At 37.8% G+C, this 24,484-nt stretch carries 27 protein-coding genes; 11 read left to right on the top strand and 16 right to left on the bottom strand.

Translation table 11 applies throughout. The annotated features are described in order from the left end of the window. Window positions 1-123 precede the first annotated feature (123 nt). Window positions 124-2,055: an ABC-F family ATP-binding cassette domain-containing protein gene (locus MKY37_RS13925; RefSeq protein WP_340779934.1), complete on the top strand. Its 1,932-nt coding sequence runs from the start codon at window positions 124-126 to the stop codon at window positions 2,053-2,055. Between the two features lie 57 nt (window positions 2,056-2,112). On the opposite strand, the gene MKY37_RS13920 is transcribed toward MKY37_RS13925, so the two are convergent. The 9 genes from MKY37_RS13920 to MKY37_RS13880 form a co-directional block, all read right to left on the bottom strand. Beyond that, window positions 2,113-3,195, bottom strand: coding sequence for a serine hydrolase domain-containing protein (locus tag MKY37_RS13920; RefSeq protein ID WP_340778011.1), 1,083 nt, complete (start codon window positions 3,193-3,195; stop codon window positions 2,113-2,115). 137 nt (window positions 3,196-3,332) lie between these two features. Continuing rightward, complete coding sequence (locus tag MKY37_RS13915; RefSeq protein WP_340778009.1) at window positions 3,333-3,608, bottom strand: hypothetical protein; 276 nt, start codon at window positions 3,606-3,608, stop codon at window positions 3,333-3,335. Beyond that, window positions 3,609-4,094, bottom strand: coding sequence for a DinB family protein (locus MKY37_RS13910; protein ID WP_340778008.1), 486 nt, complete (start codon window positions 4,092-4,094; stop codon window positions 3,609-3,611). It abuts the gene before it with no gap. A 525-nt stretch (window positions 4,095-4,619) separates the two neighbouring features. Then, entirely contained in the window at window positions 4,620-5,639 is a 1,020-nt protein-coding gene (gene tsaD, locus MKY37_RS13905) for a tRNA (adenosine(37)-N6)-threonylcarbamoyltransferase complex transferase subunit TsaD (RefSeq protein WP_340778007.1), read from the bottom strand. Beyond that, window positions 5,636-6,091, bottom strand: a complete 456-nt coding sequence (gene rimI / locus MKY37_RS13900; protein WP_340778006.1) for a ribosomal protein S18-alanine N-acetyltransferase — start codon at window positions 6,089-6,091, stop codon at window positions 5,636-5,638. Before rimI ends, tsaD begins: the two co-directional genes overlap by 4 nt. Then, window positions 6,081-6,767: a tRNA (adenosine(37)-N6)-threonylcarbamoyltransferase complex dimerization subunit type 1 TsaB gene (tsaB, locus tag MKY37_RS13895; RefSeq protein WP_340778004.1), complete on the bottom strand. Its 687-nt coding sequence runs from the start codon at window positions 6,765-6,767 to the stop codon at window positions 6,081-6,083. The genes rimI and tsaB overlap by 11 nt, the downstream gene beginning before the upstream one ends. After that, complete coding sequence (gene tsaE, locus MKY37_RS13890) at window positions 6,764-7,216, bottom strand: tRNA (adenosine(37)-N6)-threonylcarbamoyltransferase complex ATPase subunit type 1 TsaE (protein WP_340778003.1); 453 nt, start codon at window positions 7,214-7,216, stop codon at window positions 6,764-6,766. The genes tsaB and tsaE overlap by 4 nt, the downstream gene beginning before the upstream one ends. Window positions 7,217-8,096: 880 nt before the next feature. Continuing rightward, window positions 8,097-8,507 carry a YugN family protein gene (locus MKY37_RS13885; protein WP_340778002.1) on the bottom strand — a complete coding sequence of 137 codons (411 nt, stop codon included), beginning with the start codon at window positions 8,505-8,507 and terminating at the stop codon, window positions 8,097-8,099. Between the two features lie 60 nt (window positions 8,508-8,567). Then, window positions 8,568-9,179 carry an SGNH/GDSL hydrolase family protein gene (locus tag MKY37_RS13880; RefSeq protein WP_340778001.1) on the bottom strand — a complete coding sequence of 204 codons (612 nt, stop codon included), beginning with the start codon at window positions 9,177-9,179 and terminating at the stop codon, window positions 8,568-8,570. Window positions 9,180-9,289: 110 nt separating this feature from the next. Here MKY37_RS13880 and MKY37_RS13875 point away from each other — a divergent pair, with 110 nt between their 5' ends. Next, entirely contained in the window at window positions 9,290-10,336 is a 1,047-nt protein-coding gene (locus MKY37_RS13875; protein WP_340777999.1) for an acyltransferase family protein, read from the top strand. A gap of 716 nt (window positions 10,337-11,052) precedes the next feature. On the opposite strand, the gene purU is transcribed toward MKY37_RS13875, so the two are convergent. After that, window positions 11,053-11,955, bottom strand: a complete 903-nt coding sequence (purU, locus tag MKY37_RS13870; protein WP_445323068.1) for a formyltetrahydrofolate deformylase — start codon at window positions 11,953-11,955, stop codon at window positions 11,053-11,055. Between the two features lie 137 nt (window positions 11,956-12,092). Between purU and MKY37_RS13865 the strand changes: the two genes are divergently transcribed. Beyond that, window positions 12,093-12,590 carry a hypothetical protein gene (locus MKY37_RS13865; protein ID WP_340777997.1) on the top strand — a complete coding sequence of 166 codons (498 nt, stop codon included), beginning with the start codon at window positions 12,093-12,095 and terminating at the stop codon, window positions 12,588-12,590. Between the two features lie 44 nt (window positions 12,591-12,634). Here the strand turns inward: MKY37_RS13865 and MKY37_RS13860 are convergent, their stop codons facing one another. Further along, window positions 12,635-13,630 (bottom strand): ABC transporter substrate-binding protein, encoded by a 996-nt coding sequence (locus tag MKY37_RS13860; RefSeq protein ID WP_340777996.1) that lies wholly within the window; start codon window positions 13,628-13,630, stop codon window positions 12,635-12,637. A gap of 122 nt (window positions 13,631-13,752) precedes the next feature. Here MKY37_RS13860 and MKY37_RS13855 point away from each other — a divergent pair, with 122 nt between their 5' ends. Further along, a complete protein-coding gene (locus MKY37_RS13855) occupies window positions 13,753-14,793 on the top strand; it encodes a FecCD family ABC transporter permease (protein WP_340777995.1) in 1,041 nt (346 codons plus the stop codon). Continuing rightward, a complete protein-coding gene (locus MKY37_RS13850; protein WP_340777994.1) occupies window positions 14,793-15,818 on the top strand; it encodes a FecCD family ABC transporter permease in 1,026 nt (341 codons plus the stop codon). The genes MKY37_RS13855 and MKY37_RS13850 overlap by 1 nt, the downstream gene beginning before the upstream one ends. Window positions 15,819-15,881: 63 nt before the next feature. Here the strand turns inward: MKY37_RS13850 and MKY37_RS13845 are convergent, their stop codons facing one another. After that, window positions 15,882-16,637, bottom strand: coding sequence for a 3D domain-containing protein (locus MKY37_RS13845; protein ID WP_340777993.1), 756 nt, complete (start codon window positions 16,635-16,637; stop codon window positions 15,882-15,884). Between the two features lie 339 nt (window positions 16,638-16,976). Next, window positions 16,977-17,612 carry a 3D domain-containing protein gene (locus MKY37_RS13840; protein ID WP_340777991.1) on the bottom strand — a complete coding sequence of 212 codons (636 nt, stop codon included), beginning with the start codon at window positions 17,610-17,612 and terminating at the stop codon, window positions 16,977-16,979. A gap of 622 nt (window positions 17,613-18,234) precedes the next feature. Between MKY37_RS13840 and MKY37_RS13835 the strand changes: the two genes are divergently transcribed. Continuing rightward, entirely contained in the window at window positions 18,235-18,777 is a 543-nt protein-coding gene (locus tag MKY37_RS13835) for an NADPH-dependent FMN reductase (RefSeq protein ID WP_340777990.1), read from the top strand. Here the strand turns inward: MKY37_RS13835 and MKY37_RS13830 are convergent. Both MKY37_RS13830 and MKY37_RS13825 read right to left on the bottom strand, forming a co-directional pair. Further along, the gene (locus MKY37_RS13830) at window positions 18,772-18,987 is read right to left on the bottom strand and encodes a hypothetical protein (RefSeq protein WP_340777989.1); all 216 of its coding nucleotides are present in this window, start codon (window positions 18,985-18,987) and stop codon (window positions 18,772-18,774) included. The genes MKY37_RS13835 and MKY37_RS13830 overlap by 6 nt on opposite strands. A 228-nt stretch (window positions 18,988-19,215) precedes the next feature. After that, window positions 19,216-19,347, bottom strand: coding sequence for a hypothetical protein (locus MKY37_RS13825; RefSeq protein ID WP_340777987.1), 132 nt, complete (start codon window positions 19,345-19,347; stop codon window positions 19,216-19,218). Window positions 19,348-19,699: 352 nt separating this feature from the next. On the opposite strand from MKY37_RS13825, the gene MKY37_RS13820 reads away from it, so the two are divergent. From MKY37_RS13820 to MKY37_RS13800, 5 genes are all read left to right on the top strand, one after another. Further along, window positions 19,700-20,533 (top strand): alpha/beta fold hydrolase, encoded by an 834-nt coding sequence (locus MKY37_RS13820; protein WP_340777985.1) that lies wholly within the window; start codon window positions 19,700-19,702, stop codon window positions 20,531-20,533. A gap of 199 nt (window positions 20,534-20,732) precedes the next feature. Beyond that, window positions 20,733-21,449, top strand: coding sequence for a carboxymuconolactone decarboxylase family protein (locus tag MKY37_RS13815; RefSeq protein ID WP_340777984.1), 717 nt, complete (start codon window positions 20,733-20,735; stop codon window positions 21,447-21,449). Window positions 21,450-21,468: 19 nt separating this feature from the next. Then, window positions 21,469-22,149, top strand: coding sequence for a CoA transferase subunit A (locus MKY37_RS13810; protein WP_340779932.1), 681 nt, complete (start codon window positions 21,469-21,471; stop codon window positions 22,147-22,149). Further along, window positions 22,142-22,777 (top strand): 3-oxoacid CoA-transferase subunit B, encoded by a 636-nt coding sequence (locus MKY37_RS13805; RefSeq protein ID WP_340777981.1) that lies wholly within the window; start codon window positions 22,142-22,144, stop codon window positions 22,775-22,777. Before MKY37_RS13810 ends, MKY37_RS13805 begins: the two co-directional genes overlap by 8 nt. A 12-nt stretch (window positions 22,778-22,789) precedes the next feature. Continuing rightward, window positions 22,790-23,983 (top strand): thiolase family protein, encoded by a 1,194-nt coding sequence (locus tag MKY37_RS13800; protein WP_340777978.1) that lies wholly within the window; start codon window positions 22,790-22,792, stop codon window positions 23,981-23,983. 79 nt (window positions 23,984-24,062) lie between these two features. On the opposite strand, the gene MKY37_RS13795 is transcribed toward MKY37_RS13800, so the two are convergent. Further along, window positions 24,063-24,383 carry a DUF3870 domain-containing protein gene (locus tag MKY37_RS13795; protein WP_340777976.1) on the bottom strand — a complete coding sequence of 107 codons (321 nt, stop codon included), beginning with the start codon at window positions 24,381-24,383 and terminating at the stop codon, window positions 24,063-24,065. Window positions 24,384-24,484 lie beyond the last annotated feature (101 nt).

Genomic DNA, 24,484 nt, shown 5'->3' with positions numbered 1-24,484 from the left:
CTCCTAGTTTAGTCAAACAAATCGTTATTATCTTACTAGACATTTCTATCATTGTAAACCTAGAGCGTTGCAACGACAAGCCCTATCTATTACACTAAGGATAGAATTGAGGTGCAAAGAATTGTGATTGTTTTACAAGTCAATCAAATAACAAAATCCTTTAACGGTGAAGATATATTAACTAACGTAAAGCTAGAGGTTCAGGATCGAGACCGGGTTGCCCTTGTTGGTAGAAACGGTGCCGGAAAATCTACACTACTTAAAATAATAGCAGGTGAAATGTCGTATGATTCAGGCGAAATAATTATGCCAAAAAATATTCGTCTTGGCTATTTAGAACAGCATGCAGGTCTCGAATCCAAGCTGACCATCTGGGAGGAAATGAAGACAATCTTTAGTCATCTCATTAACTCCGAAAAAGAGCTTCGTTCCTTAGAATCACAAATGGCAGACCCTTCTATATATGAAGATTCCGAAGCTTATGCAAGAGTGGCAGCAACATATGATGAATTACAGTTAGCCTTTGATGAAGCTGGTGGCTATCGTTTCGAATCAGATATCCGCTCCATCTTACATGGCATGCAGTTTTTCCCAGATGATTATGATAAACCTGTCCAAGCATTATCCGGAGGACAAAAAACGAGGCTGGCACTAGCTAAAATGCTATTGAGCAAGCCAGACTTACTTATCCTCGATGAGCCTACCAACCATTTGGACATTCAAACGTTAAGCTTTTTAGAAAACTATTTGAAAAATTATAATGGTGCAGTTCTTATTGTCTCACATGACCGATACTTTTTAGACCAAGTCGTCAACTTTGTTTACGAAGTATCTCGACATAATGTAGCAAGATATGTTGGCAACTACAGCTCCTACTTAACGCAAAAAGCAAAAAACTATGAGTTAGATAGAAAAAAATACGAAAAACAGCAGGAGGAGAAAGCAAAGCTAGAGGATTTTGTTAGTAAAAATCTGGCTCGTGCCTCTACTACTAAAATGGCCCAGTCTAGACGTAAGGTTATCGAAAAAACCGATTGGATGGACTCCCCGGATGGCGATGAAAAATCTGCATCATTCGGCTTTACTATCGATCGACCTAGTGGCAATGACGTTCTGCGCCTTGAGGAAATCGCAGTCGGTTATCCAAACAAGACCGTTTCGTCTAATATATCTTTTTCTGTATACAAGCAGGATCGAATTGCACTCGTCGGACCAAATGGAGTCGGAAAATCGACTCTATTAAAAACAATTATGAAACAATTGGAGGCTGCTGGAGGGAAAATCCAGTATGGTACAAATGTCCAATTTGGATACTATGACCAAGAACAAGCAGTACTAACTGGCAACAAAACTGCATTGCAGGAACTATGGGATGAATGGCCGTTGATGAATGAAAGAGATGTCCGCACCGTATTAGGTCGTTTCTTGTTTACAGGAGACGATGTACAAAAAACGATATCAACACTTTCCGGTGGTGAAAAAGCAAGACTCGCTCTTGCAAAGCTAATGCTTTTAAAAGCGAACACCCTTGTACTCGATGAGCCTACTAACCATCTAGACTTAGACAGTAAAGAAGTTCTCGAAAATGCATTGCTCGACTTTCCTGGGACTATCATATTCGTATCCCATGACCGATATTTTATAAACCGAATTGCAACAAAGGTTATTGAGTTAGCAAGCGAGGATGCAACCCTATTCCTTGGAGACTACGACTATTACTTAGAAAAAAAAGAAGAAATGGAAGAACTAGCATTAGAAAATGCCGTTGTTGAAAATACGGTAGTTACGAAAGTGAACACATCCACAATTGATAAAGAATCAAAGAAAAAAGAACGCCAGCTTCGACGTCAGCTAGAAGAACTAGAAAGTCAGATTCCAATTGTTGATGGGGAAATTGCTACAATTGAAGAAAAGTTATGTGACCCTGAAATCTTCCAAGACCACGAAGCTGTTCAACAATTACAGCGTGAACTTGATGACTTGAAAGAAAAACAAGATGACTTGTCTAATGAATGGTTGGAATTGCAGGAGCAACTAGAGGAAATAGCCCCATAAAGAAAAAAGGTAGTGAAACCAATTTGTTTTTTTGGCTTCATTACCTTTTCTAATTGCTTATGATTTTACTCTTTTTAGTTGTCTAATAATTTCAATTAATGCCTTGAAACTTTGAACCATTAGTTTACTCGATCCAAAACTCATAATAATATGGGTCTCAGTAGATGGGTCATAAAACAAATGAGTTGAAAGAACTCCAATATGCCCTCTTACTCTTGGTAACCCTTTCAATAGAAAAAAGAACTCTTCAAATCGGATTTCCATTAGCCCTGTTCCATAGTGAATACCAGTTCTGAATTTATGTTCGAATTTTTCCATAAACTGTATTTTTTCTTCATTAAATAATCTTCCTTCTCTAAAAGCTCTATTAAAAGAAAGAAGATCATTTGGAGTAGATATTATTCCACCTCCCGACCAGTCCACACTTAGACTTTGAAAGTCTGTTACATCTGTGCCGTTAAGCCAAATCTTTTGAAATTTTTGTAGGGGATTTTTAGGTTCCGAATAGAATAGCATATAAGAGTCCTGCATTCCAAGTGGGGTAAAGATTTCATCATGTAGATTCTCATGAAATGGTTTTCCTGAAACTTTTTCAATGATTAAACCAAGTAAAATATAACCAGTATCTGAGTAATGAAAGACCTTCCCAGGTATCCCTGCAGCTTTTTGCCTTTTCCGTGTGAATTCAACTAATTCATAAGGAGTCCATTTCTTTTCAGATTCGGAAACGATCAATTTAGACATCGGACTACCTGAATTTACTGGATCTTCGAAATAATCACCGATTCCTGAAGTATGCGCTAATAATTGTTCTACGGTAACTTCTTTCATATAATCTTTATCCTTAAATATAAAGAGATTTTCAAGTTCTATATTTGTAAAATAATTTGATATTGGATCGTGTAAGGATAAACTATTTCTTTCTATTAAAATCATTATTAGAGTAGCAGTAAACATTTTACCAATACTTGCAATATGGAAAGGTTGGTTTGAATCTTCTGATGAATAGTTATACTGAAAATCTAACTTTTTACTATCAATCAGAATTTGGATGCTTGATTGAGTATTCTTTTGATGAATTTTATTAAAGTATTTATCCAAATGCCTCTTTACGGCCTCTATACTTGTCGTATTCAACATTATGTCCCCCATCGTTTTACAACATTTGAAAAAAGCTGTTAGAAAAATATTTTAGCAGTTGCACTCTTTTACCTTTTCTAAAAATGACCTAATCCTTTGAATCCCAAAATATGTGTATAGAACATAACTGATTCTTCCTAATTATCTTTAGAAAACTCGTTCCTATTTTTTGTTTTCTCATTTACCCAAGTATCTAAGGACTTTTTTGAAAAGATAAACTCCTCATATACTTTTGAATAAGGGAACATCATACCTAAAAATGAACTATAATTATTCAATTGTATTTTATCCTGACTTATAATTGCCTCAATAGATTTTTCACTTATTTTTAAGGTAATCAGATGCCCCCGATAAAGATAAAACTTCATCGAATATGTGCGGTAAATTACAACTCCGTTTGTCTTGTGAATCATTTATTCTTTTGCTGAATCAGCAAGTCCACGTCCAATTACATTAGCAGATATCGGTTTTTTTCCTAATTCTCTTGCCCAGATTGATAATTGTCCGATATGGTGTATCTCATGAGCAATTACATGTCGAATAACTTCACCCCAAGTATCCTGTTCAATCCTTCCATCTGGCAACGTATCGTAAAGTATGCGACTTTCCATGCTATCATTCCAGTCGTTTACAAAGGCTTCGACTTCCAATCGAAATTCAGCGTCTAATTGCCGTACTTTTTCAAGCGTATTATAATCTTCAAACCTCTCTTGAAAGTCTGGCTTGCCTTGCAAAATGCGAATCCAACTCCATTCCACATCAGCTATATGAAATAAGGTTTCTAAAATACTGCCTATTCCACCTGTACGTTTGCATAACAGATCTTCTTCACTTAATCTCTTACACCATTGATACCATTCTTCCCTAACCACCCAATTATACTGAAAAAACATTTTCACTAAGTCTCCTCCTAAGAATTAAAAAATATTTATTATCGTATAGAGATTTTTTATTCAATCATTATTTATGAAATAATAGATTGGACCAGAACCAATTTTATAATTGAGTATTGGTGAAATCCTAACATTGTTTTTTGCATCTCCAGTTATTTTCTCACTTATTTCTATAAGTTCTACAAGTTCAACATTAATCCTTCTCATGTTCTATGGCTTGTTTGATATTATGTCGAATCGTATACATATATGTTGGTCAAGTACTATTTTGTAATAATTTTTCTCCACATATTTATTCACACCAAAAAACTAGTTATATCAATCTATCAACAGCTTTATCCACATTGTCCACAATCAAAAAACTACATTATCCACATAGATGTGTATAATAATCATACTATATATAGTTTTTTGACGACTTATGCACATGTTGTCCACAAATTGTGCATAAGTACGAATGTTCTCTATTGACAACTCCTAAAATCCGTGTTAAAAAATCCTCTTTTCTTGTCGAAGAAAAGAGGATTTCACTTAGTTCCAACTATTTAATTCTAAACCTGGTCTACCATTCATCGACATATTACTTGTATGTCCTGCCGAAAATTTAGAATTTCCTGCGGCTGCAATCATGGCAGCATTATCTGTACATAGTTTGATAGGTGGTACATAAAAAGGTATATTTTCTTTTGTAAAAGCATCCTCTAGTGAAGTACGAAGTCCTTTATTGGCAGCAACTCCACCTGCAGCTATGACCTGCTTCACTTTAAACTCACGTGCTGCACGAATAGTTTTTGTCGTTAACACTTCTACTACACTTTGTTGGAATCCTGCAGCTAGATGGTTCGGATTAATCTCTTCTCCACGTTGCTCGGCATTATGTTGATAATTGATAACTGCTGATTTTAATCCACTGAAGCTAAAATCATATGACCCTTCTTCTAGCCATGCCCTTGGAAATTGCAATGCTTTGTCACTTTCGTTAGCAAGCTTATCAATATGTGGACCTCCTGGATACGGAAGATTCAATACTCGGGCTACTTTGTCGTACGCTTCCCCAGCAGCATCATCTCTAGTCTCACCGATTAATTCGAACAGACCATCTTCCTTCATTAATACAAGCTCCGTATGTCCACCGGAAACGACTAACGCAAGAAGTGGAAATTCCATCTTTTGCACTAATGCATTTGCGTAAATATGCCCCGCGATATGATGGACACCAACAAGTGGAAGTCCATGTGCAAAAGCGAACGCTTTCGCTGCATTTATACCTATTAAAAGCGCGCCTACTAAACCTGGACCTTCAGTTACTGCTACTGCATCTATTTCCTTAGGCGTCATTCCCGCCTGTTTTAATGCTTCTTCGATGACAATCGTAATTTGCTCCACATGATGTCTCGATGCAATTTCCGGCACTACTCCACCAAATCGTTTATGGCTTTCGATTTGTGAAGCGACTACATTGGAAATAATCTCTTGTCCATTTTTCACAATCGATGCTGCTGTTTCATCACAGCTCGTTTCTATTCCTAATATATATTGGTCTTTTATCATTTGAATTCCACCCACATCACAAGTGCATCCTCTCCGGTGTCTGAATAATAGTTTTTCCGTATGCCTCCATCTTGGAAGTTAAGTTTATGATACAAGTTCTTCGCCACATCATTTGATACTCTAACTTCTAGCGTCATGAGCACTACATTCTGCTCCGTTACAGCACGGATAGCTTCACGCATCAATCCTTCGCCAATTTTGTTTCCACGCATTCGCTCGGCTACTGCCACATTAGTAATATGACTTTCATCCATCACTACCCACATGCCACAGTACCCGATTATATCTTTTGCTTCTGTTTCAGCAACAAGATAATGTGAATACAAATTTGTCGTCATTTCGTGCACAAAGGCTTCCCTCGTCCACGGTGTGTCGAATGCCTCCTGTTCGATCAACAGTACTTGATCTATATCATCTAAAGTCATTTTTCGATACGTTATATTAGTTTCCATTTTTCTTCTGCTCTTTCATCCAGTTTGCCTCTGCTTCGGTAATACGCAAATACTCTGGCACAACTGTATGTACTTCGGAAGGCTCCATTTTTTTCGCCATTTCTATTAATACAGCTGCATTTGGTAAATCGAAAGCGGCATTAACCCGTTGAACCTTTTCTCCAAGAACTTCTTTTATTGAATCCCAGTGAATTGTAACGTCCATACCGACAAATAAAACCGGCTGTTCCAAATTATCCAGAGTTGTCAGTAAATCTACTAATGACATATGCGCTTCCTTTACTACTTCACCGTTCATATAAATTCCAGCAAATACATTGCCGCGACGTGCATCCATAATGGAACAAACAACCCCTTGGAAATACGGGACGTTCTCGGCAAGTACATGTAAGCTCGACACCGAATATATCGGTATATTTAGTGTCCAAGCGAGTGTTTTTCCAATCGTTACTCCAATACGAACTCCTGTATAAGAACCGGGTCCTTTCGCTACAGCAATTGCCTCTATTTCACCCGGCTTGATATTCGCCTTTTCCATTAATTCTTCAATCGCTGGCATAGCACCGATCGAGTGAGTAATTTTCACGGAAGACTTGTACTCAGCAAGTACTTGTTCATCCTTTACAATAGCTACCGCAAGCGGTGTTTGTGACGTATCTATTCCTAACCAAATCATCCAAAAAGCTCCTCACATAATTGTTCATATCGTTTGCCAAGTGGCATAAACGTAAATTTTCGAGCATCCTCATCCAGCCGAATAATCTGAACCGCCAATCGTTCCGCTGGCAAATCCTCTTCTATTAAATGAGCCCATTCAATAATACTAACCGCATTCCCATAAAACAGCTCGTCCCATCCTAAATCCTCATCACTGTCCGCAAGTCGGTAGACATCTAAATGATTTAACGGCAGTCTGCCCTCATATTGCTTTAATATAGTAAACGTTGGGCTATTTACGTTTCGTGTAATTCCTAGCCCCTTCGCCACACTTTTTGTGAATGTCGTTTTACCTGCTCCTAAATCGCCTTCTAGCGTCAATACATCTCCGGCATGTAAGCGAGTTGCCAGTTGCTCAGCAAGAGTCCTTGTTTCTTGCTCCGAATTAATCATTCGTTCATATTTCATCGGTCGCTTTCCTTTCCAGTTACATCTCTAATGCTTCTATTATAATGAAATACAGAGAATATTGTAAGTGTGGGGGCTTTAGGGTAACTTAGGGGGCTAAGAAAAACCGGATAAAAAGACGCCCGGTCCTCTAAAAACAAACACTTAGATATGCCAATGATTTCCGCTACGAGCGGACGCTTTCCGCCGGCATGGCTTCAGCCGCTTCCTTCGCTACGCTCTGTCCAGGGTCTTCAGCTCATGCTATTCCCGGCTGGAGTCGCCACTCTACGCTCCAATCAATTAGGTCCGCTTTATCTAATAAGGTATCTCGATATAAAACCACTTAAATTACGGTTTTATCCCTCTTTTAACTTTGACTTCTTTTATCATCTAAGCGATATACTTTGTTACAATTTATATTGTAGTACTACACTATAATTGATTGTAGTGGAATGCGGCGACTCCAGCGGGAACAGCGTTAGGCGAAGACCCCGCAGCGAAGACATCGGCCTTGACCAATGTCTTTGCGACGAGTAAGCGCAGGAGCATATGTTTTCCAGTGAGGAGGCTGAGGCAACGCCCGCGGAAAGCGTCCACATGTAACAAAAATCATAGGATTATTCATTCTTTAAAAACTCATGAGCCCAGTGTTCACACCCTCCTACAACTTTTAGAAACAGGTAAGTACGTTTTTGGATAACTAGAGAAAAGCTACTTTCCTATTGATAAAGGAGGCTCTCGAAGATGCAATTTCGTTCGCTATTTCACTTCCTGAAACGGAAATCAGTCGTAATATTCATTTTTAAAAATGCCACAAACCCAGTGTTCACAGGACACTTTTATATACGCTATCTATTAAAAAAGATCACTTCGCATCCACTACGAAATGATCTCTTTTTTATTGGACTAACCTTACGATTTTCTCAACTGCTTGCTCTCCAGCTACTGTCCATTTATTTTTGTTGGCAATATGCCCGTCCTTATCAACTGGATCTTGGAATTGATTGAAGCCAGTTGATGTGAGCAGTGAATTCTCATCCTCGTCTAAGCCTACATTGACTACATGCTTGATGACATAAGGCGTTTGAAACTTAATTTGCGCATCGTAATTGTCTAGCTCTCCTTCCACCACTTCAAATGGAAGTCGCAAGTAGATTGTTTCCCCTTCATCTCGCCACAATACATTGTCAAAACTGCCTTTATGGTAATCCCAATTTCCACCTATTGTGTAGCCAAGGCTATCTATTCTACTTCTTAAATCACCAAACCCAATTTCTTTTCCTTCCAACTCTGTTTGTAATTGTAGCAAGAAAATTCACTCCTCGTCCGAATCTTCCTACTATCATTTCCAATAATCGACAGAAAAATACTAGCCTCTCATTAATCGGTCTACTAGTTTTTTGAAGAAACCATCCTCAATCTCCATCTCCTCTAATTTTTGAACTATTAAATCAGAAAGCAGTTCATAGCCCGCCTCACCAAAATGCAGTCCATCATTCTTCTCGCCGACTAAAAGCTCCTTGTAGTTTGGCTGAGAATAAAAAATATGAAAGAAATCGATAAAATAGCTCCCTGTTTCTTCGGCAACCTCCTGAACAGCCAAGGCATATTGCTTCATACGCTCATTCGTTCTATTCGGCTGAAGAGATTCATCCACAGGAGCAGGGCTTATCAATATCGTCTTCTCAGAACCAATCTGCTTGGCGAATAAAGAAATATTCCGCTTAAATGTATCTAAATCTACAAATTTATGAGTTGCCGAATCATTTGCTCCAAACAATACCGTAACCGCATCTGGTCTTTTAGATAGTACATCTTTATTGAAGCGGAACATCGCTTGCTCCGTTGTATTTCCAGATACGCCCGCATTGATAAATTCATAATCAGTCATTTTTGACGACAATTTATGAGTTAATATGGGCGATGGATGCCCCTCTTTTCTAGCAGTAATACTATCACCAAAACAAATTATTTCCAACATATAACAAAACTCCTTTTAAAAATATGTAATATAATTGAAACACAATATACGTTTATAATTACCCAAAAACGGATAAACAAACATAGATATTATGTTATGGAGGAAGTTTTATGGCTAACAAGCGTTTAACATGGGTCGATGTAACAAAAGGATTTTTAATGATATTAGTTGTTATCGGACATTATCCAGGTGAATTGAATTTCCCATTCATCACTTATATATACTGGTTTCATATGCCAGCTTTTTTCTTATTGAGTGGATTATTTTTTAAAGAATTAAAAGAAGAACAAGACACAAAAATTCCTATTAAAAAAAGATTCTTACAACTAATAGTTCCTTATTTGTTTTTCCTAGTAGCTATTACAACTGTTCGATACGGAATGGAGCTTGCGGGAGGTAACTTTGATGTATCCTGGTACTTGCAAGATTTATGGAAACTAGTAATTGCAGGTCGGTTTGCACGTGGTGCTTATGGAGTTTTCTGGTTCGTAACGACATTATTCTTTACGTATTTATTATTCATGATGATGACAAAGTATTTAAGTCGTGTCAAACAAATTGGATTACTTATCGTCTTTTATATTGTTGCTCATTTAGAAAGTATTTTCGCTATGCAATATATTAGCGGGGCTCCAGACAAAGCCTCCCAAACAATTCCTATGCTTTGGAACCTAGATGTAGTTCTAATGGCAATCGTCTATTTCGCTCTTGGTTATTACGGTAAAACGATTTGGATGAACATTACGAGACCATGGTTACTAGGTGCTCTAATCGTTGCAATCACCGCAATAATAACAGATAAACTAGGTTTTATTGATTATCACCTTAGTATGAAGTTCCTGCGGTATGATCATTTACTGCTCGACTTAGTCATTCCTATTGCGTTTATTATCGCTATTCTTGGTCTGTTCCAAAGAATTACTACCATTCTATCTCTAGACTGGTTGGCAAAAATTGAAAAGCACTCGATTACTATTATGTATTTGCATATTTTCACCGATATTATCCTGAACGATTATTTCCAATACGGTATTATTGGTTTTACTACTCTAGGGTTAATGATACCAATTATAGCGTCCATCGCTATCCAAAAAATGATTCCTTATGGAAAGTTCTTCTTAGGAGATATCCGAGCGAAGAAACCGATTCAAATTTAGTAAAAGAGGCTGGGACAGAAGTAGAAATTTTATTGGATAAGGAGAAACCTTTACTAAATAATGGATACTTAATGAAATTGATTGGAATGGAGGGGCGACTCCTACGGGAATAGCGTGACGCCTGAGACTACAGGCTCAGGCCACGCCCGTGGAAAGCGTCCCTGGAATGGAAATCAATTTTGTACACAGCAAAAAAACAGCATTTTTCTCACAGAGAAAAATGCTGTTTTTGGGTTCTGTCCCAGCCTCGTTTACATTGGGTAAGCATTTGCGAGAAGCATCCAGCCTGACAACAAATCGCAAGTCTGCTGCATCGAATCGCAATAGAATGAACAAAAATAGAACATAAGTTCTCTTTTGTGTTATAATAAGTTGGCAATTACATAGTAGGGTGGGCGGCTGGTCACTTTTTTCGTTAGGAGGTGTTGCCATGACAACATACCAGATGATGAGTTTGTTGATCCAGCTTAGCGCTGTACTAATAGCAACCTTTTCCATAGTAGTGACCATTATCATTTTCTTTGTAAAAAAGAAATAACCGTCCCCTGAGCTAAAGGTTTGACGGTTATTCTGAGCCTGGACCAACCGCTCTTTCTGCGGTCTGTAATTGCTGACTGGATATTCGCGTATCCAGTCTTTATAGTCTATGTTGCTATGTTCATTATATACAGAATTACTAGCACATTCAACCTATATAGGTCTTTACAACTTTTGGCTTAGTGGAACACAATCGTCTTATTACCTTCGACGATAATACGGTTCTCTAAATGCCACTTAACTGCTTTTGCTAATACTCGACGTTCAATCGTGCGACCAATTTTCTTTAGCTCTACAACGTCATCACGATGATCAACCCGCTCTACGTCTTGTTCGATAATAGGACCTTCATCTAAATTATTTGTTACATAGTGAGAAGTAGCTCCAATCAGTTTTACTCCACGTTCGTAGGCTCGCTCGTATGGACCGGCTCCGATGAATGCTGGTAAGAACGAATGGTGGATATTGATAATGCGATTTTCAAAATGATCCACAAACTCTGGTGTTAATATTTGCATATAACGAGCCAGAATTAATAAGTCAACATTGTATTGTTCCATTAAGCGAATTTGTTCAGCTTCCACTTGTTTTCGTATTTCTTTGTTTGCTGGGATATAATGATATGGAATGCCTAAAGCTTCAACAAATGGACGCGCTTCTTCGTGATTACTAATGACTACGACAATATCGGTATCCAAATCCCCGTTTTGCCATTCCCATAGAAGCTCCATTAAACAATGCGGTTCCTTAGAAACAAAGATTGCTGAACGTGTACGCTCATGCAAATAGTTAAAGCTATATTCCATATTATGCGCCGCAGCAATTTGTTCGAAATCCTTTTCCATTTGCGACGCCTTTTCGAGTAACCCATCACAATGATAAGCAATCCGTATAAAAAATGTACCGTTCTCTGGATTACTGGAGTACTGGCTGGATTCGATTATGTTTGAATTATGTGCATGTAGAAATGTCGATAATACGGAAACAATTCCTGGTTTATCGGGACATTTTACTAGTAGGCGTCCGCGGTTTTGTAAAACGGCGTTTTGTTGCTGCAAATTACCTTTTGCTTGCGTCTTGATTGACATGTAAACAGCTCCTATTATATCCATATTAATTTTCTTATTATGCAACATTCTGCACTTCTTCTCAACCCTTTAGTAAATTAAATGACTAAAGCGATTCTATTTTTTTATTTTAACTCAAATGAGGTGGTTGAATGTATCACAAACTTACAAAAAAACTATTTAATTTATTTTCAGGGGAATTGGCTGCAACAATAATGTTTGCAACGGTATGGCTAATGTTTTTAACTAGTCATGAATGGACAAAACCATACTTAACCTCTTTCACTCCTTTGTTTGCCTTTCTATTACTAGAATTTCTTTTATTACAGGGAAGTTATTATTGGTATTTGAAATGGAGACAAGCTAGGCGGAGGGATTTCTCTAATCTGCCCGAGTATCAACTAAAATTATTCCGTGGTCTGAAGAGAGTGAATTTATTTCTTCTAGGAGTTGGCTTTGTTCTCGTTATATATGAATTGATAAGTTATCCAAAAGAATTGTATTGGTTTCTCTTTCTATATCTTTTTGCTCTAGCAGAGTATATCAATTACTATCATGTTCGATTGTCCTATCAAACGATGGGAGAGATGAAGGAATTTAAGCGTCATAGAAGGTTTCGAAGATCTAAATTGGCTGAAGAGCTAGAATAAATAAAAGCTATCTCCCAACAACTCAGAGATAGCTTCTACTTTAATTATTTTATAAGGCTTTTCAAAATATTATCGATAATTTGTGTGTTTGCAATTGTTCCGGTATATAACCAGCTTTCGTCTGGTGAGAATTCATATACATTTCCTGCTTTTACTGCAGGTACACTATTCCATAATGCATCACTTAAAGCTGCAGAACCGCTTGTTGTATCACTGTTAATCAGGAACAAATGCTCAGCATCTAACTCAACCAATTTTTCTAAAGAGATTTCACTCCAGTTACCAGTTGCGCTTGCAGAGATTTCCTTCACTACTGCAGGTTTCTTCAACCCTAAATCACCATACATTACAGCACCACTAGATAGATTTTCTCCTACGACGAAGAATTTCCCACCTACTAGCCATACTGCTGCTACCGAAGGGTTCCCTACTTCAGCTTCAATCGTTGCTTTTGCTTCAGCAGCTTTTGTATCATAAGCATCCAATGCCTTTTGAGCTTCGTCTTCTTTACCAAATACTTCTCCCACACGTTTTAACTCATCGCGCCAATCGTTGTTTACTTCTGTTCCAATTACATATGTTGGAGCGATTTTACTATACTGCTCGTATTTACCGCCTTCCACCATGCTTGCTGAGTCCATAATGATCAAATCTGGTGCATATTCTTGAACTGCCTCGAATGGAAGGTCATGAGGAATCATAGGAACGTCTTTTAAGTCGCCTTGCAGGTATCCTTGAATGCTAGCTCCGTCTTTTACACTCCATTGCGCAACAGGTGTTATCCCTAATGCTACTAAATTATCTTCTAAGTACGAAGCTAGTACACGTTCTGGGTTGGCTGGTATTACTACTTCATTGCCCATCGCATCTGTCAATGTACGAGTATCACTTTCCTGTGTATCAGTTGCTTGTTCTTCTGTTTGGTCTGTTGTAGTCTGATCTTCTGTCGTTTCTTCATCACCACAAGCAGCTAATGTTAAAGCCAAGGCACCTGCTCCGACTAATTGCATCCACTTATTTTTATCTAGTAAATTTTTCATGTTAATCTCCCTTTTCATATGGTATACTAACTTTATTGATAATGATTCTCGATTTCAATTAGAATACAGAATTTGTTATTTGTCAATATTTAATTTTTATAAATGATGGAGATAATATACATATGAATAAAAAATTAAAGCATCTTAAAACTACGACGAGCGATTTTAAAAACCCATTCACGAGCTCTTTAGTAATTATCATCGGTATTGTATTACTAGGCCTTAGTGTGATAGTGTCTATAAATTTTGGAGCATCTAACTTAAATTATCAGGATGTATGGAACGCTATTTTACATTTTGATCCAGACAATTCATCCCATGTTATTATTCGTGAACTACGTCTACCTCGTGCTGTTGCTGCTATTTGTGTTGGAGCGGCATTGGCCGTTTCTGGTGCAATTATGCAAGGAATGACACGAAATCCTTTAGCCTCTCCCTCCATAATGGGAGTGACCTCTGGTTCATCTTTTTTAATAGCCATTGCACTGGCTATCCTACCAGGTATAAGCTATTTGGGATTAATGATGTTCTCATTCGTTGGGGCTGGGCTCGGTGCTGCTTTAGTATTTGGAATTTCTGCTATGGCAAAGGGTGGAGTTACTCCTGTGAAATTAGCGCTGGTTGGTTCAGCCATCACTTCACTACTAAGTTCCCTATCTACAGCTATCGGTATTAAGTTCAATGTATCGAAGGATATCAGCTACTGGTATGCTGGAGGTGTTTCTAGTATTCAACCGCAGCATATTTTATTTGCTACTCCATTTATCGTTGTAGGACTTATATTAGCGTTAATCCTCTCCCGTTCTATCTCCGTGTTAAGTTTAGGAGAGGATGTCGCAAAAGGACTTGGTCAACGGACTGGTTCCATACAACTTTTAGGGACAATTGCCGTCCTTCTTTTAACTGGAGCTGCAGTATCCATTGCCGGTATGATTGGATTTGTAGGTCTTGTAATCCCTCACATCACTAGATTTTTAGTAGGGGTCGATTATCGTTGGATCATTCCCTGCTCAGCTATTTTAGGCGGAATATTATTGATAACTGCTGATATCATTGGACGTATGGTAAATCCCCCGTTTGAAACACCCGTCAGTGCAATTACTGCGCTTATTGGTGTACCGTTCTTCCTCTATCTAGCACGTAAAGAGGGGAGAGGATTATAATGCCAAACACTTTATCTAAAATCGAGGCAAAGTATAAATTTCTTATGGTCACTACCTTTGTATTAATCATTGTTGCCGTTCTTATAAGTATTAATGCAGGATATATGAAAATACCGATAACTGATGTTGTTGCTACATTATTTGGAAATGGTACTCCTCAGAATGAACTAACTATATTCGAGTTCCGTTTACCTCGAATATTTATGGCATTACTCGTTGGTTTGGGCATTTCTATATCGGGTGCTATTTTGCAAGGAATTTCTGGGAACCCACTTGCCGATCCAGGTATTCTAGGGATCAATGCCGGTGCAGGCTTTACAGTTGTCCTTTATATGTTCTTTTTCCAAGGGACTGTATTTATAACAGGATGGCTATCTATTTTCATCATGCCCTTCACTGCACTAATCGGTGGGTTTACTGCTGCATTCCTTATTTACATTCTTTCCTGGAAGAATGGTCGAGTAACACCAGTTCGGCTTATACTCGTTGGTATTGGGATTAATGCTGCATTTGGAGCCGGTCTCACTATCTTCCAAATGAAAATGGAACCGATTAACTTTATGAAAGCTATCGTTTGGCTTTCTGGTAGTATTTGGGGAACGAATTGGACATTCGTATGGACAATTGCTCTTTGGTTAGTTGTTTTAATTCCAATTGTTCTTTATAAATCTCGAGTATTGGATGTATTAAAGCTAGGAGATTCTATCGCCATAGGTGTCGGTGCCAATACTGAAAAAGAGAGACGATTCCTGCTTTTCATTTCGGTTGCGATAGCTGGTGTTTGTGTTTCAGTTGGAGGAGGAATTACTTTTCTCGGTTTAATCGCTCCGCATATGGCCCGACGTTTAGTAGGTGCTTCACATGCCAAGTTATTACCGCTATCAGCTTTGCTAGGAGCACTGTTATTATTACTTGCAGATACACTTGGCCGAGTCATTCTAGCACCGATGGAATTACCAGTTGGAATCGTTATCTCTGTTCTTGGTGCTCCTTATTTTATTTACTTACTCATAAAAACTAACTAATAAAAATACACTTTCTACAAAAAAAGTCCAGATCAGCAAATAATAGCTGGTCTGGATTTTAGTTTAGTTGATTACTTTAATTTTTACTTCTTTGACTCCCCAAGCAATTGCATTATCATATGAAGGGATGAATACATCAATTTTATTTCCTTTAATAGCTCCTCCAGTGTCACCAGCTATAGCTTCACCATAGCCTTCTACCCACACTTTTGTGCCTAGTGGGATTATACGTGGATCTACGGCTATTACTTTTTGATCAGGGTTTGCTCGCAAATCAATTCCATATGCCGTCGTTCCTGAACACCCCTCACAATAGGCTGTATAGGCAGTAGCGGTAACAATCATCTCTTCTCCGGAACTTACTGGTTCTATTATAGAAGACGACGCGGGTACTTTTGGTTCCTCGGACACGTTAGTAGGTGGGGAACTTCTAGCTAAAGTTGATGCAACTGCTACATTATTAACAGTTTCAGGGATTCTGTCCTCACTTACATTCAACACGTCACCCGGGAAGATTAATTCCCCCTCAATATTATTCCATTCCATCAGGGATTCCAATGAAATACTGTGCTCAAGGGCAATCCGAAATAGATTATCCCCCTTTTCCACTGTGTATGTCAAAGGCTCAAAAAGAAAATCATAGGCTAGTTCAAGATTTAAAGCATCATCAAAAAGAATAAAATCCGTCTCGCTATCTGACATATATATATCATATCCATCTCCGTCACTCGTGGCGACTAGAAATGGGTCAGCAGCATACGTTACCGAACTCATCGAAAAAGTAACGACTATAATCATTAATATCGTTTTTGCTTTCAATACTAAATCCTCCTTACAAGCAATCTTTCAATCACTTTTAAATTTGACTAAGTATTGCCCAAAAACTTTCAAAAACAAACATTCGTACAAAATAAAAAGAAACCATCCTCCCAAACAACTAAAATCTGTTTGGAAAAATGGCTTTAAAAATAGTACAAGTACCTCATTCTAAGTTCACAACAATTTGGTTCTCCTTAGCAAAGGTCGTTGCCAAATTTAGCAACGACTATCCCACATCGTTCCGTCACGCAAATATAAAGCTACTCAGGTAGCTATGCGTAGGTAATAGAAAGATACTGTGATTCTTATCCATCAGAAATACAAAATTGCCCACAGAAATCATTCCATAATTTTCAGTACTATCTCCTGTCTGCCCCACTCAATCGCCCCATCATAAGTAGGAATGAAAACATCAATTCTATTACCCTTTATCGCACCGCCAGTATCTCCAGCAATCGCCTCACCGTAGCCTTCCACCCACACTTTAGTACCAAGTGGAATAACTGTCGGATCCACTGCAATCACTTTTTCCTCTGGATTATTTCTTAAATCTATACCGTAAGCGGTTATGCCAATACAGCCATAGCAATAGGCCGTATAGGCAGTTGCCTCCACTATCATCTCTATTCCTGGTCCATCTGGTGGTATAGAATCCGGGTGCTTAACCAATTCAGCATCTTTACTTAACACAAGCTGGTCTTTTGGATAAATCACATGATCAGTCAATCCATTCCACTCAATTAGTAGATCAACCGAAATATTATAAGCAGCCGCAATATCATATAAGTTGTCCCCTTCTATTACATTATGTATAGCTGGATCCGGAAGAATTTTAGAATTTTCCTCAAAGACAAGCTTGTCTTCTATATGTTTATTTGGTAAATTCAATTGGTCCAATAATAGTTCTTCAGCACTTGCTGTAGAAAAAGTCATACCTATAAAAAATAATGTAAAAATCGTAATTCTAGTCTTCAATGTTCTACCTCCAATATACTTTTCAATAATCCCCTATATGTATTGCCCTAAAAATGAGCGATGCAAACCTTTTTTGTTTATACGTGGGCAATATATAGCTATCATTAGCATAGTAAACTGTCTACTATATTTTCTAAATCTAATTTTATTGACTGTTCTAATGTGTATCTAAAAAAATTTTATATACGAGGGTTTATATGGAAATATCTTTTTTCGATATAGAAAATAATTTTTTGTCTCATAAAAAGAAGCTACCAAAAAGAGTTGTCTCCATACCGGTAATATTAGGAATAGGAAAAAGCATCACTGTAACTGTTCGTATTCCAGCACTTTCATAAAACGAAAGGTATAAGATTCTGTTCAAAATAGCCGCTACCGATTCTTTTTTTATTTTCTTTAGTACTTAAATAGAAAAGCTCGAGCCAAATACTTTGACTTACTTTTAGTAACCTTCTATACTAACAAAGGACTGAGGTAAAGACATGGCACAATATGATAATCAGCTTCTCAAATTACGCGCAGTGTAAGAAATGTATCGTGTCATCGTTAAAAACCTGGAGTCACACTTACAGTGGAAATCAAAAAAAATTTCTATTTAATAGAACTTTGGAGGGAACACATCATGAAAGTAGTAGCAATCGTAGGAAGTATCCGTAAAGAATCATTAAATTTACAACTAGCAAAACATATACAAACACGCTATACCGATAAGTTTGAACTAGAAATTTTAGACTTAAAATCAATTCCAATGTATAACCAAGATATCGAGTTAGATGCACCACAGGAAGTATTAGACTTCAAAGCAAAAGTGAAAGCAGCAGACGCTGTTCTTTGGGTAACACCAGAGTATAATTCTACAATTCCGGGTGTATTAGGTAACGCTATTGACTGGATGAGCCGTGTAGATAAAGTAATGAACGGAAAACCATCTATGATTATGGGAGCTTCTATGGGTGCTATGGGAACTGTAAAAGCACAAATGCACTTACGTGATATTCTATTTGCAAGTGGTTTAAACTCACCATTACTACCAATGAATGAAGTATACGTTGGAGCTGCACATACAAAATTTAATGATAATGGCGAATTAACGGACCAAGCGACAATTGAATTTTTAGATACAGTTATCGCTAATTTCCAAGAATGGATGAAAAATTACTTATAATAATGCTAAGAGGCTGGGACAGAACCCAAAAACAGCATTTTTCTCTGTGAGAAAAATGCTGTTTTTTTGCTGTGCACAAAATTGATTTCCATTCCAGTGACGCTTTCCACGGGCGTGACGCCCCTCCATTTCAATCAATTTCATTAAATATCCATTATTTAGCAAAGATTTCTCCTTATCCAATAAAATTTCTACTTCTGTCCCAGCCACTTCTAATTTAAAGGATAATATTATTTGTTCAAGTTAAATACTAACTGACCATACCTTCACATTCTCGCATAATGGAATTTCTTTTTCGCAAAAAGGAATCATCACTTCTAACTTTTTATATTTCATTTCATTCATCGTAATATCATCCTTGAATAATAAAGGCCCGTAAACTCTGCACCAAATTCTATTCTGAAATAGTTGCCTATAGCTGCGCACAAATAGCTTTTTTTAACTAGACTCGATCATCATAACATCATCCCCCAAAAATCCTGCTGCTTCCACTCCACCGGCTTTACAAGTCTTCAATGCGATACAATTTCCAGTACAGTGCTTCGCAGTTTGAAATACGTTCTGGACCAAACTTGGCCAAATAATATGGTTAAGAATTGCTTTTTTCATATAATAATTTCAACTTATTTTTATGAATGTCCCACTTCTACAAACCATATATCTATATACCTAAATATATATACGAACATCTGAATAAAACATCATAAAAGTACTATAAAGAAATTCCTCTCACTATTACAAGAAAACGCTAATAAAATTAGTGAAACGATGGAAATTATTTATAGTTCAAACAACTAAGAAAAGCGATGAATTTGCTAATTTGGAGCACGAAATTAATTTCATATTTAAAATAATTATTTTGACATTTCTAAAAAGAAGGTGTACAAATTACTCTATACTTTGTACATAAAGGAGGATACATATGGAATATCGTTCAATTGAAGTTAATGGTGGTACTTTAGCTTACGCTGACTATGAAGGAACAAAGGGTGTAATCATAGGTGTTCACGGCTTAACAGGAAATAATAAACAGCTACATTACTACGCCGAGTTACTCAAGGGTGATTATCGATTTATATCGGTCGATTTAAGAGGGCGTGGAAATAGCTCCGCGGCTACTGAAAATACAGGTATTGAGCAGCATACAAAGGATATTATCAGCTTAATCGATGCATTAAATATACAAAATCCAATATTAATGGGCTACTCAATGGGTGGGTTCATTATGGCAAATGTTGCTAGCAAACGGGGTGACGTGAAAGGTGTTATTTTACTTGATGGTGCTGCAACTTGTACGGATCATCAACGACAAATAGTGGAGCCTTCTCTTGGTCGTATTAGCAAACGTTATGAAACTGCAGAGTCCTATTTGGAGGAAATCAAGAGAATCTATAGTAATCTTGGAGTAGTCTGGGATGAGCATATGGAAAGCGTTGGTCGCTACGAAATAGCTGAAGTAGATGGTCATTGGGAGAATAAATCGGATGAAACAAAAATTCGTCAAGATTTCCAAAGTTTCTATGATTACAAGCCAGCCGAAGTGTTTGCTGGGGTAGAATGTCCAGTATTACTAGTTCATTCAACTGGTGGAATAGGTGCTATGCCAGCGTTGTTTTTAGCCGAATCGTATATTGAAACACAGCAATACGCAAAAAATATTCATAAAATCACAACAGATAGTAATCACTATACACTTGTTTTCGAGGAACGTAGCGATATAAACCCGACAATAAAGGATTTTGTAAAAAAATTATAAAAAAGGGTTGAAATTTTTCGGATCTTATGTGAATAATTAGATAATCAAAAATATAAGCCTATCAGGTGGCTACAGAGAAATGACCTTTCTTTGTTTTCCCCACTTGTCTGTTGGCCTCATTACTCTCAAAGGACACCACTAACCGTGTTCATGAGTGTAATGTGGCCTTTTTATTTATTTAAAAAGGAGCGTAAATAATATGTCAACTGGATTAGATTACTTTAAAAAGGTTTACGATGTCGTACCAGGATGGGTTCAAAAAATGCATGATTATAACCCATCTATGCTAGATCATTATACTGCATTACGTGGAGCAGCAATGGCAGAAGGGGTACTTTCGGTAAAAGAAAAGGATATTTTACTAGTTGGTATTAACTCCGCTCGAACTTATGCGAGAAGTATGGTTTATCACACAAAAGGTGCAATAGATGGTGGTGCTACACTTGAAGAATTGGCTGAGTATTTGCTTGTATCTTATAACTACGGTGGAGAGAAAGCATTACAAATTGGGCTTCAATCCTTTGAATATGCACTTGAGTTAACTAGTACACAAGCAGAGAAGATTTCACATGATGCAACAGCTACTGATATTGTTCGGTATTACGCAAAATTTGCTTCAACTGATGCTAGTAAAGTTTACTACGAGCAGATTCTTTCTCTTTTGGTATCCGGAGATGAAAACGCTTTAAAAAATAAATTACTAGCATCAAACGTAGTGGATGAACAAATGAAATATATTTTAATGGCTGGCATTTACACGACTGTGTTAAAAAATACAGAAACAGATTACTGGGCAAAAAAAGCTCGTGAAAAAGGCGTAGATGAGCCTCGACTAGCAGAGCTTGGATACATTTGTCTATTAACAGCGGGTATCCCCTCTTGGTTCGAAATCAGTGACGCACTTATTCAAAAATAATGGAGTGAAAAAATTGAAAATGTATGACTCAGCCGAAGAGGCATTAGAATGTGTTCAAAGTGGGCAGACAATCATGGTTGGTGGCTTTGGTCTAGTAGGCGGGCCGCTCACACTAATTGATACGTTAGTAGAACTTGATGTTAAAGACTTAACGATTATTAGTAATAACCTTGGTGAGCAAGGTAAAGGCTTAGGAAAATTACTAGAACAAAAGAAAGTAAAAAAAGCGATAGGCTCTTACTTCACAGGAAATCGGGACGTAGGCGATGCCTTCCAGCGTGGAGAAATCGAGATTGAGTTATTGCCACAGGGCACATTGGCAGAATCTATTCGAGCTGGCGGCTCTGGAATTGCTGGGTATTATACAAAAACTTCTTTTGGGACTAATTTAGCTAAAGGTAAAGAAACCAAAATGTTTAAAGGCGAGGAATACGTTCTTGAAGAAGCATTACAGGCAGATGTAGCGATTATTCGTGCTTATAAAGCAGATACGTTAGGCAATCTTGTGTATTACAAAACGGCGCGCAACTTTAACCCTCTCATGGCAACAGCTGCTAAAACAGTGATTGTTGAAGTGGAAGAAATAGTAGAAGCTGGTGAACTAAAAAGTGATGAAATCGCTACCCCCCACCTGTTCGTTGACCGCGTTATCCTAGCGAAAAAGATTTTGACAAAGGAAGGTGTCATCGAACATGGCTAATCCAATTCAAGAGGCTATTGCCCTGCGTGCTGCCAGGGAATTAGAGCAAGGACAAATCGTTAACTTAGGTATTGGAATTCCAACACTTGTGGCTAACTATGTAGAACAAAACCATGTGTACTTACACACGGAAAATGGGATGCTTGGTGTCGAGGATGTTACCGAGGAAGATATTGATCCAAATATCGTCAATGCAGGCAAGTTTGCAGTTGGGGAAGCTATTGGTGCCTCTTACTTTGATAGCGCTGCATCCTTTGCAATGATTCGTGGCGGCCACGTGGATGTAGCAATTCTAGGAGTTCTACAAGTAGATGAACATGCTCGTATTGCCAACTGGGCTGTTCCTGGAAAAAACATTATCGGTGTCGGCGGTGCAATGGACTTACTTGTTGGTGCTCGCAAAGTTATTGTAACAACCACTCATACATCTAAAGATGGAAAAAGTAAAATTTTGAAGGAATGTATTTATCCTATTACCTCTACCCGTAGTGTGGACGTCATTATTACGGAGTTAGCAGTTTTTAAATACATCGATGGTCAATTACATTTAGTTGAATTAATGCCTGGTGCTGATTTAGAAACTGTAGAAGCCAATACGGAAGCTACATTTGTAAATAGCTTGAAATAAGGAGGAATAACCATGAAGGAAGTAGTAATTGTAGAAGGCGTTCGTACTGCAATTGGAAAGCTTGGCGGCTCACTAATGACTCAGACAGCTGACTACTTGGGTGCTGCTGTTATAAAAGAATTACTCGCTCGCACGCAAATTGACCCTAAAGAAGTCGATGAAGTTATTTTAGGTCAAGCCAAACAAAGTGCTGATCAGTCTAATGTTGCTCGCCTTGCTTCATTACGTGCGGATATCCCGCTTGAAGTGCCCGGATACACGGTGCATCGTCAATGTGGTTCTGGCTTACAATCCATTAATAATGCTGCACAACAGATTGCGCTTGGATTAAGCGACGTTATTATTGCCGGTGGTACAGAATCTATGAGTACAGCACCTTACTATATCCGTAATGCCAGGTACGGGTTAAATGTAGGAAATAGCCAAATATTAGATCCAAATACCGAAAGTCAGCCCGGCTCTCAACCAGAATCCTACGGGCTAAAAACAATGGGCGAAACAGCTGAAAATTTAGCTGAGAAGTACTCCATTTCCCGTGAAGCGCAGGATGCATTTGCCTATCAAAGCCAAGAACGTACTGCTAATGCTATAAAAAAAGGCTTCTTTGAAAAGCAAATTGTCCCGTATGAGATTAAAACACGTAAAACAACTGAAATATTTAAGGTTGATGAGCATCCACGATTAACACCTGTAGAAAAGCTGGCTACTTTAAAACCTGTTTTCCGCGAGGGTGGATCTGTAACTGCCGCTAACGCTAGTGGTCGTAATGACGGAGCTGCTGCCCTTCTAGTAATGTCCAAAGAAAAAGCCGAAGAGCTAGGTCTTCAGCCAAAGGTTAAAATCATCGCCCAGTCGGCGGCTGGTGTAGATCCATCTATTATGGGTATCGGACCTGTTCCAGCAACACGAAAAGCATTAAAACAAGCTGGACTTTCTATTGAAGACATCGATGTGATTGAACTAAATGAAGCCTTCGCTTCCCAATCACTGGCCGTTATCGAAGAACTAGGCTTAGATCAAAGCAAAGTAAATCCTAACGGTGGCGCTATTGCAATGGGACATCCCATTGGTGCAACTGGAGCTATTTTAATGACAAAGCTTATCCATGAATTAGAGCGCACAGGCAAGCGTTATGGGTTAGTTACACTATGTATCGCCGGTGGACTTGGCATAACAACAATTGTTGAAAATTGCCAAGCAAAATAAAAAAAGAAAATTCTCCTGAGAGAATTTTCTTTTACAGACAAATGTAAACGCTTTAATATCAAGGACAATTTTAGTAAACTTATTTAGCTATTTTTTCTAAATATCTTTTCTGTGCGGATTTTAAAGCGACTATTACAGCACCACTCGAAGGGGCCATATAATGCTCTTCAATACGCTCGATTAAAATATTGATATCCGTCGTAAAGTCAAAATCTATTAACATGCGTTTAAAGAAATTTTGTGCTAACTCTGTTATGAACGTAAATTCGGCATCTACTATTTTATGTGTTAGTTTATCGATTTCAAGCACAATACCAGCGTGCTTATATGTTTCGTACATGGCTGTACCTTGTGGTGCTTTTGCGTATGCAGTCACTAATAACGTATTTAATTGTTGCATAAATAGGACCTCCGTTAATTTAAACTAGATACATTTTAGCATAGTTGTTCTGAAAAATAGGCATTGTTATACAAATAAGATTTAATATTTCAAGTTACAAA

The organism is Psychrobacillus sp. FSL K6-2836 (assembly GCF_038003085.1).
Taxonomy (GTDB): domain Bacteria; phylum Bacillota; class Bacilli; order Bacillales_A; family Planococcaceae; genus Psychrobacillus.
The sequence above is the reverse complement of the archived record's forward strand: the minus strand, read 5'-3'. Positions and strand labels throughout refer to the sequence as shown.

Bases quoted from the DNA above. Each gene is read 5' to 3' on its own strand.
- MKY37_RS13880 (WP_340778001.1), bottom strand. From the start codon at position 9,179: ATGTTGGAAATAATTTGTTTTGGTGATAGTATTACTGCTAGAAAAGAG.
- MKY37_RS13810 (WP_340779932.1), top strand. From the start codon at position 21,469: ATGTATGACTCAGCCGAAGAGGCATTAGAATGTGTTCAAAGTGGGCAG.
- MKY37_RS13815 (WP_340777984.1), top strand. From the start codon at position 20,733: ATGTCAACTGGATTAGATTACTTTAAAAAGGTTTACGATGTCGTACCA.
- MKY37_RS13920 (WP_340778011.1), bottom strand. From the start codon at position 3,195: ATGTTGAATACGACAAGTATAGAGGCCGTAAAGAGGCATTTGGATAAA.
- MKY37_RS13915 (WP_340778009.1), bottom strand. From the start codon at position 3,608: ATGATTCACAAGACAAACGGAGTTGTAATTTACCGCACATATTCGATG.
- MKY37_RS13800 (WP_340777978.1), top strand. From the start codon at position 22,790: ATGAAGGAAGTAGTAATTGTAGAAGGCGTTCGTACTGCAATTGGAAAG.
- tsaB (WP_340778004.1), bottom strand. From the start codon at position 6,767: ATGATTTGGTTAGGAATAGATACGTCACAAACACCGCTTGCGGTAGCT.
- MKY37_RS13820 (WP_340777985.1), top strand. From the start codon at position 19,700: ATGGAATATCGTTCAATTGAAGTTAATGGTGGTACTTTAGCTTACGCT.
- tsaE (WP_340778003.1), bottom strand. From the start codon at position 7,216: ATGAAATATGAACGAATGATTAATTCGGAGCAAGAAACAAGGACTCTT.
- MKY37_RS13795 (WP_340777976.1), bottom strand. From the start codon at position 24,383: ATGCAACAATTAAATACGTTATTAGTGACTGCATACGCAAAAGCACCA.
- MKY37_RS13805 (WP_340777981.1), top strand. From the start codon at position 22,142: ATGGCTAATCCAATTCAAGAGGCTATTGCCCTGCGTGCTGCCAGGGAA.
- rimI (WP_340778006.1), bottom strand. From the start codon at position 6,091: ATGGAAACTAATATAACGTATCGAAAAATGACTTTAGATGATATAGAT.
- MKY37_RS13850 (WP_340777994.1), top strand. From the start codon at position 14,793: ATGCCAAACACTTTATCTAAAATCGAGGCAAAGTATAAATTTCTTATG.
- MKY37_RS13860 (WP_340777996.1), bottom strand. From the start codon at position 13,630: ATGAAAAATTTACTAGATAAAAATAAGTGGATGCAATTAGTCGGAGCA.
- tsaD (WP_340778007.1), bottom strand. From the start codon at position 5,639: ATGATAAAAGACCAATATATATTAGGAATAGAAACGAGCTGTGATGAA.
- MKY37_RS13855 (WP_340777995.1), top strand. From the start codon at position 13,753: ATGAATAAAAAATTAAAGCATCTTAAAACTACGACGAGCGATTTTAAA.
- MKY37_RS13865 (WP_340777997.1), top strand. From the start codon at position 12,093: ATGTATCACAAACTTACAAAAAAACTATTTAATTTATTTTCAGGGGAA.
- MKY37_RS13835 (WP_340777990.1), top strand. From the start codon at position 18,235: ATGAAAGTAGTAGCAATCGTAGGAAGTATCCGTAAAGAATCATTAAAT.
- MKY37_RS13875 (WP_340777999.1), top strand. From the start codon at position 9,290: ATGGCTAACAAGCGTTTAACATGGGTCGATGTAACAAAAGGATTTTTA.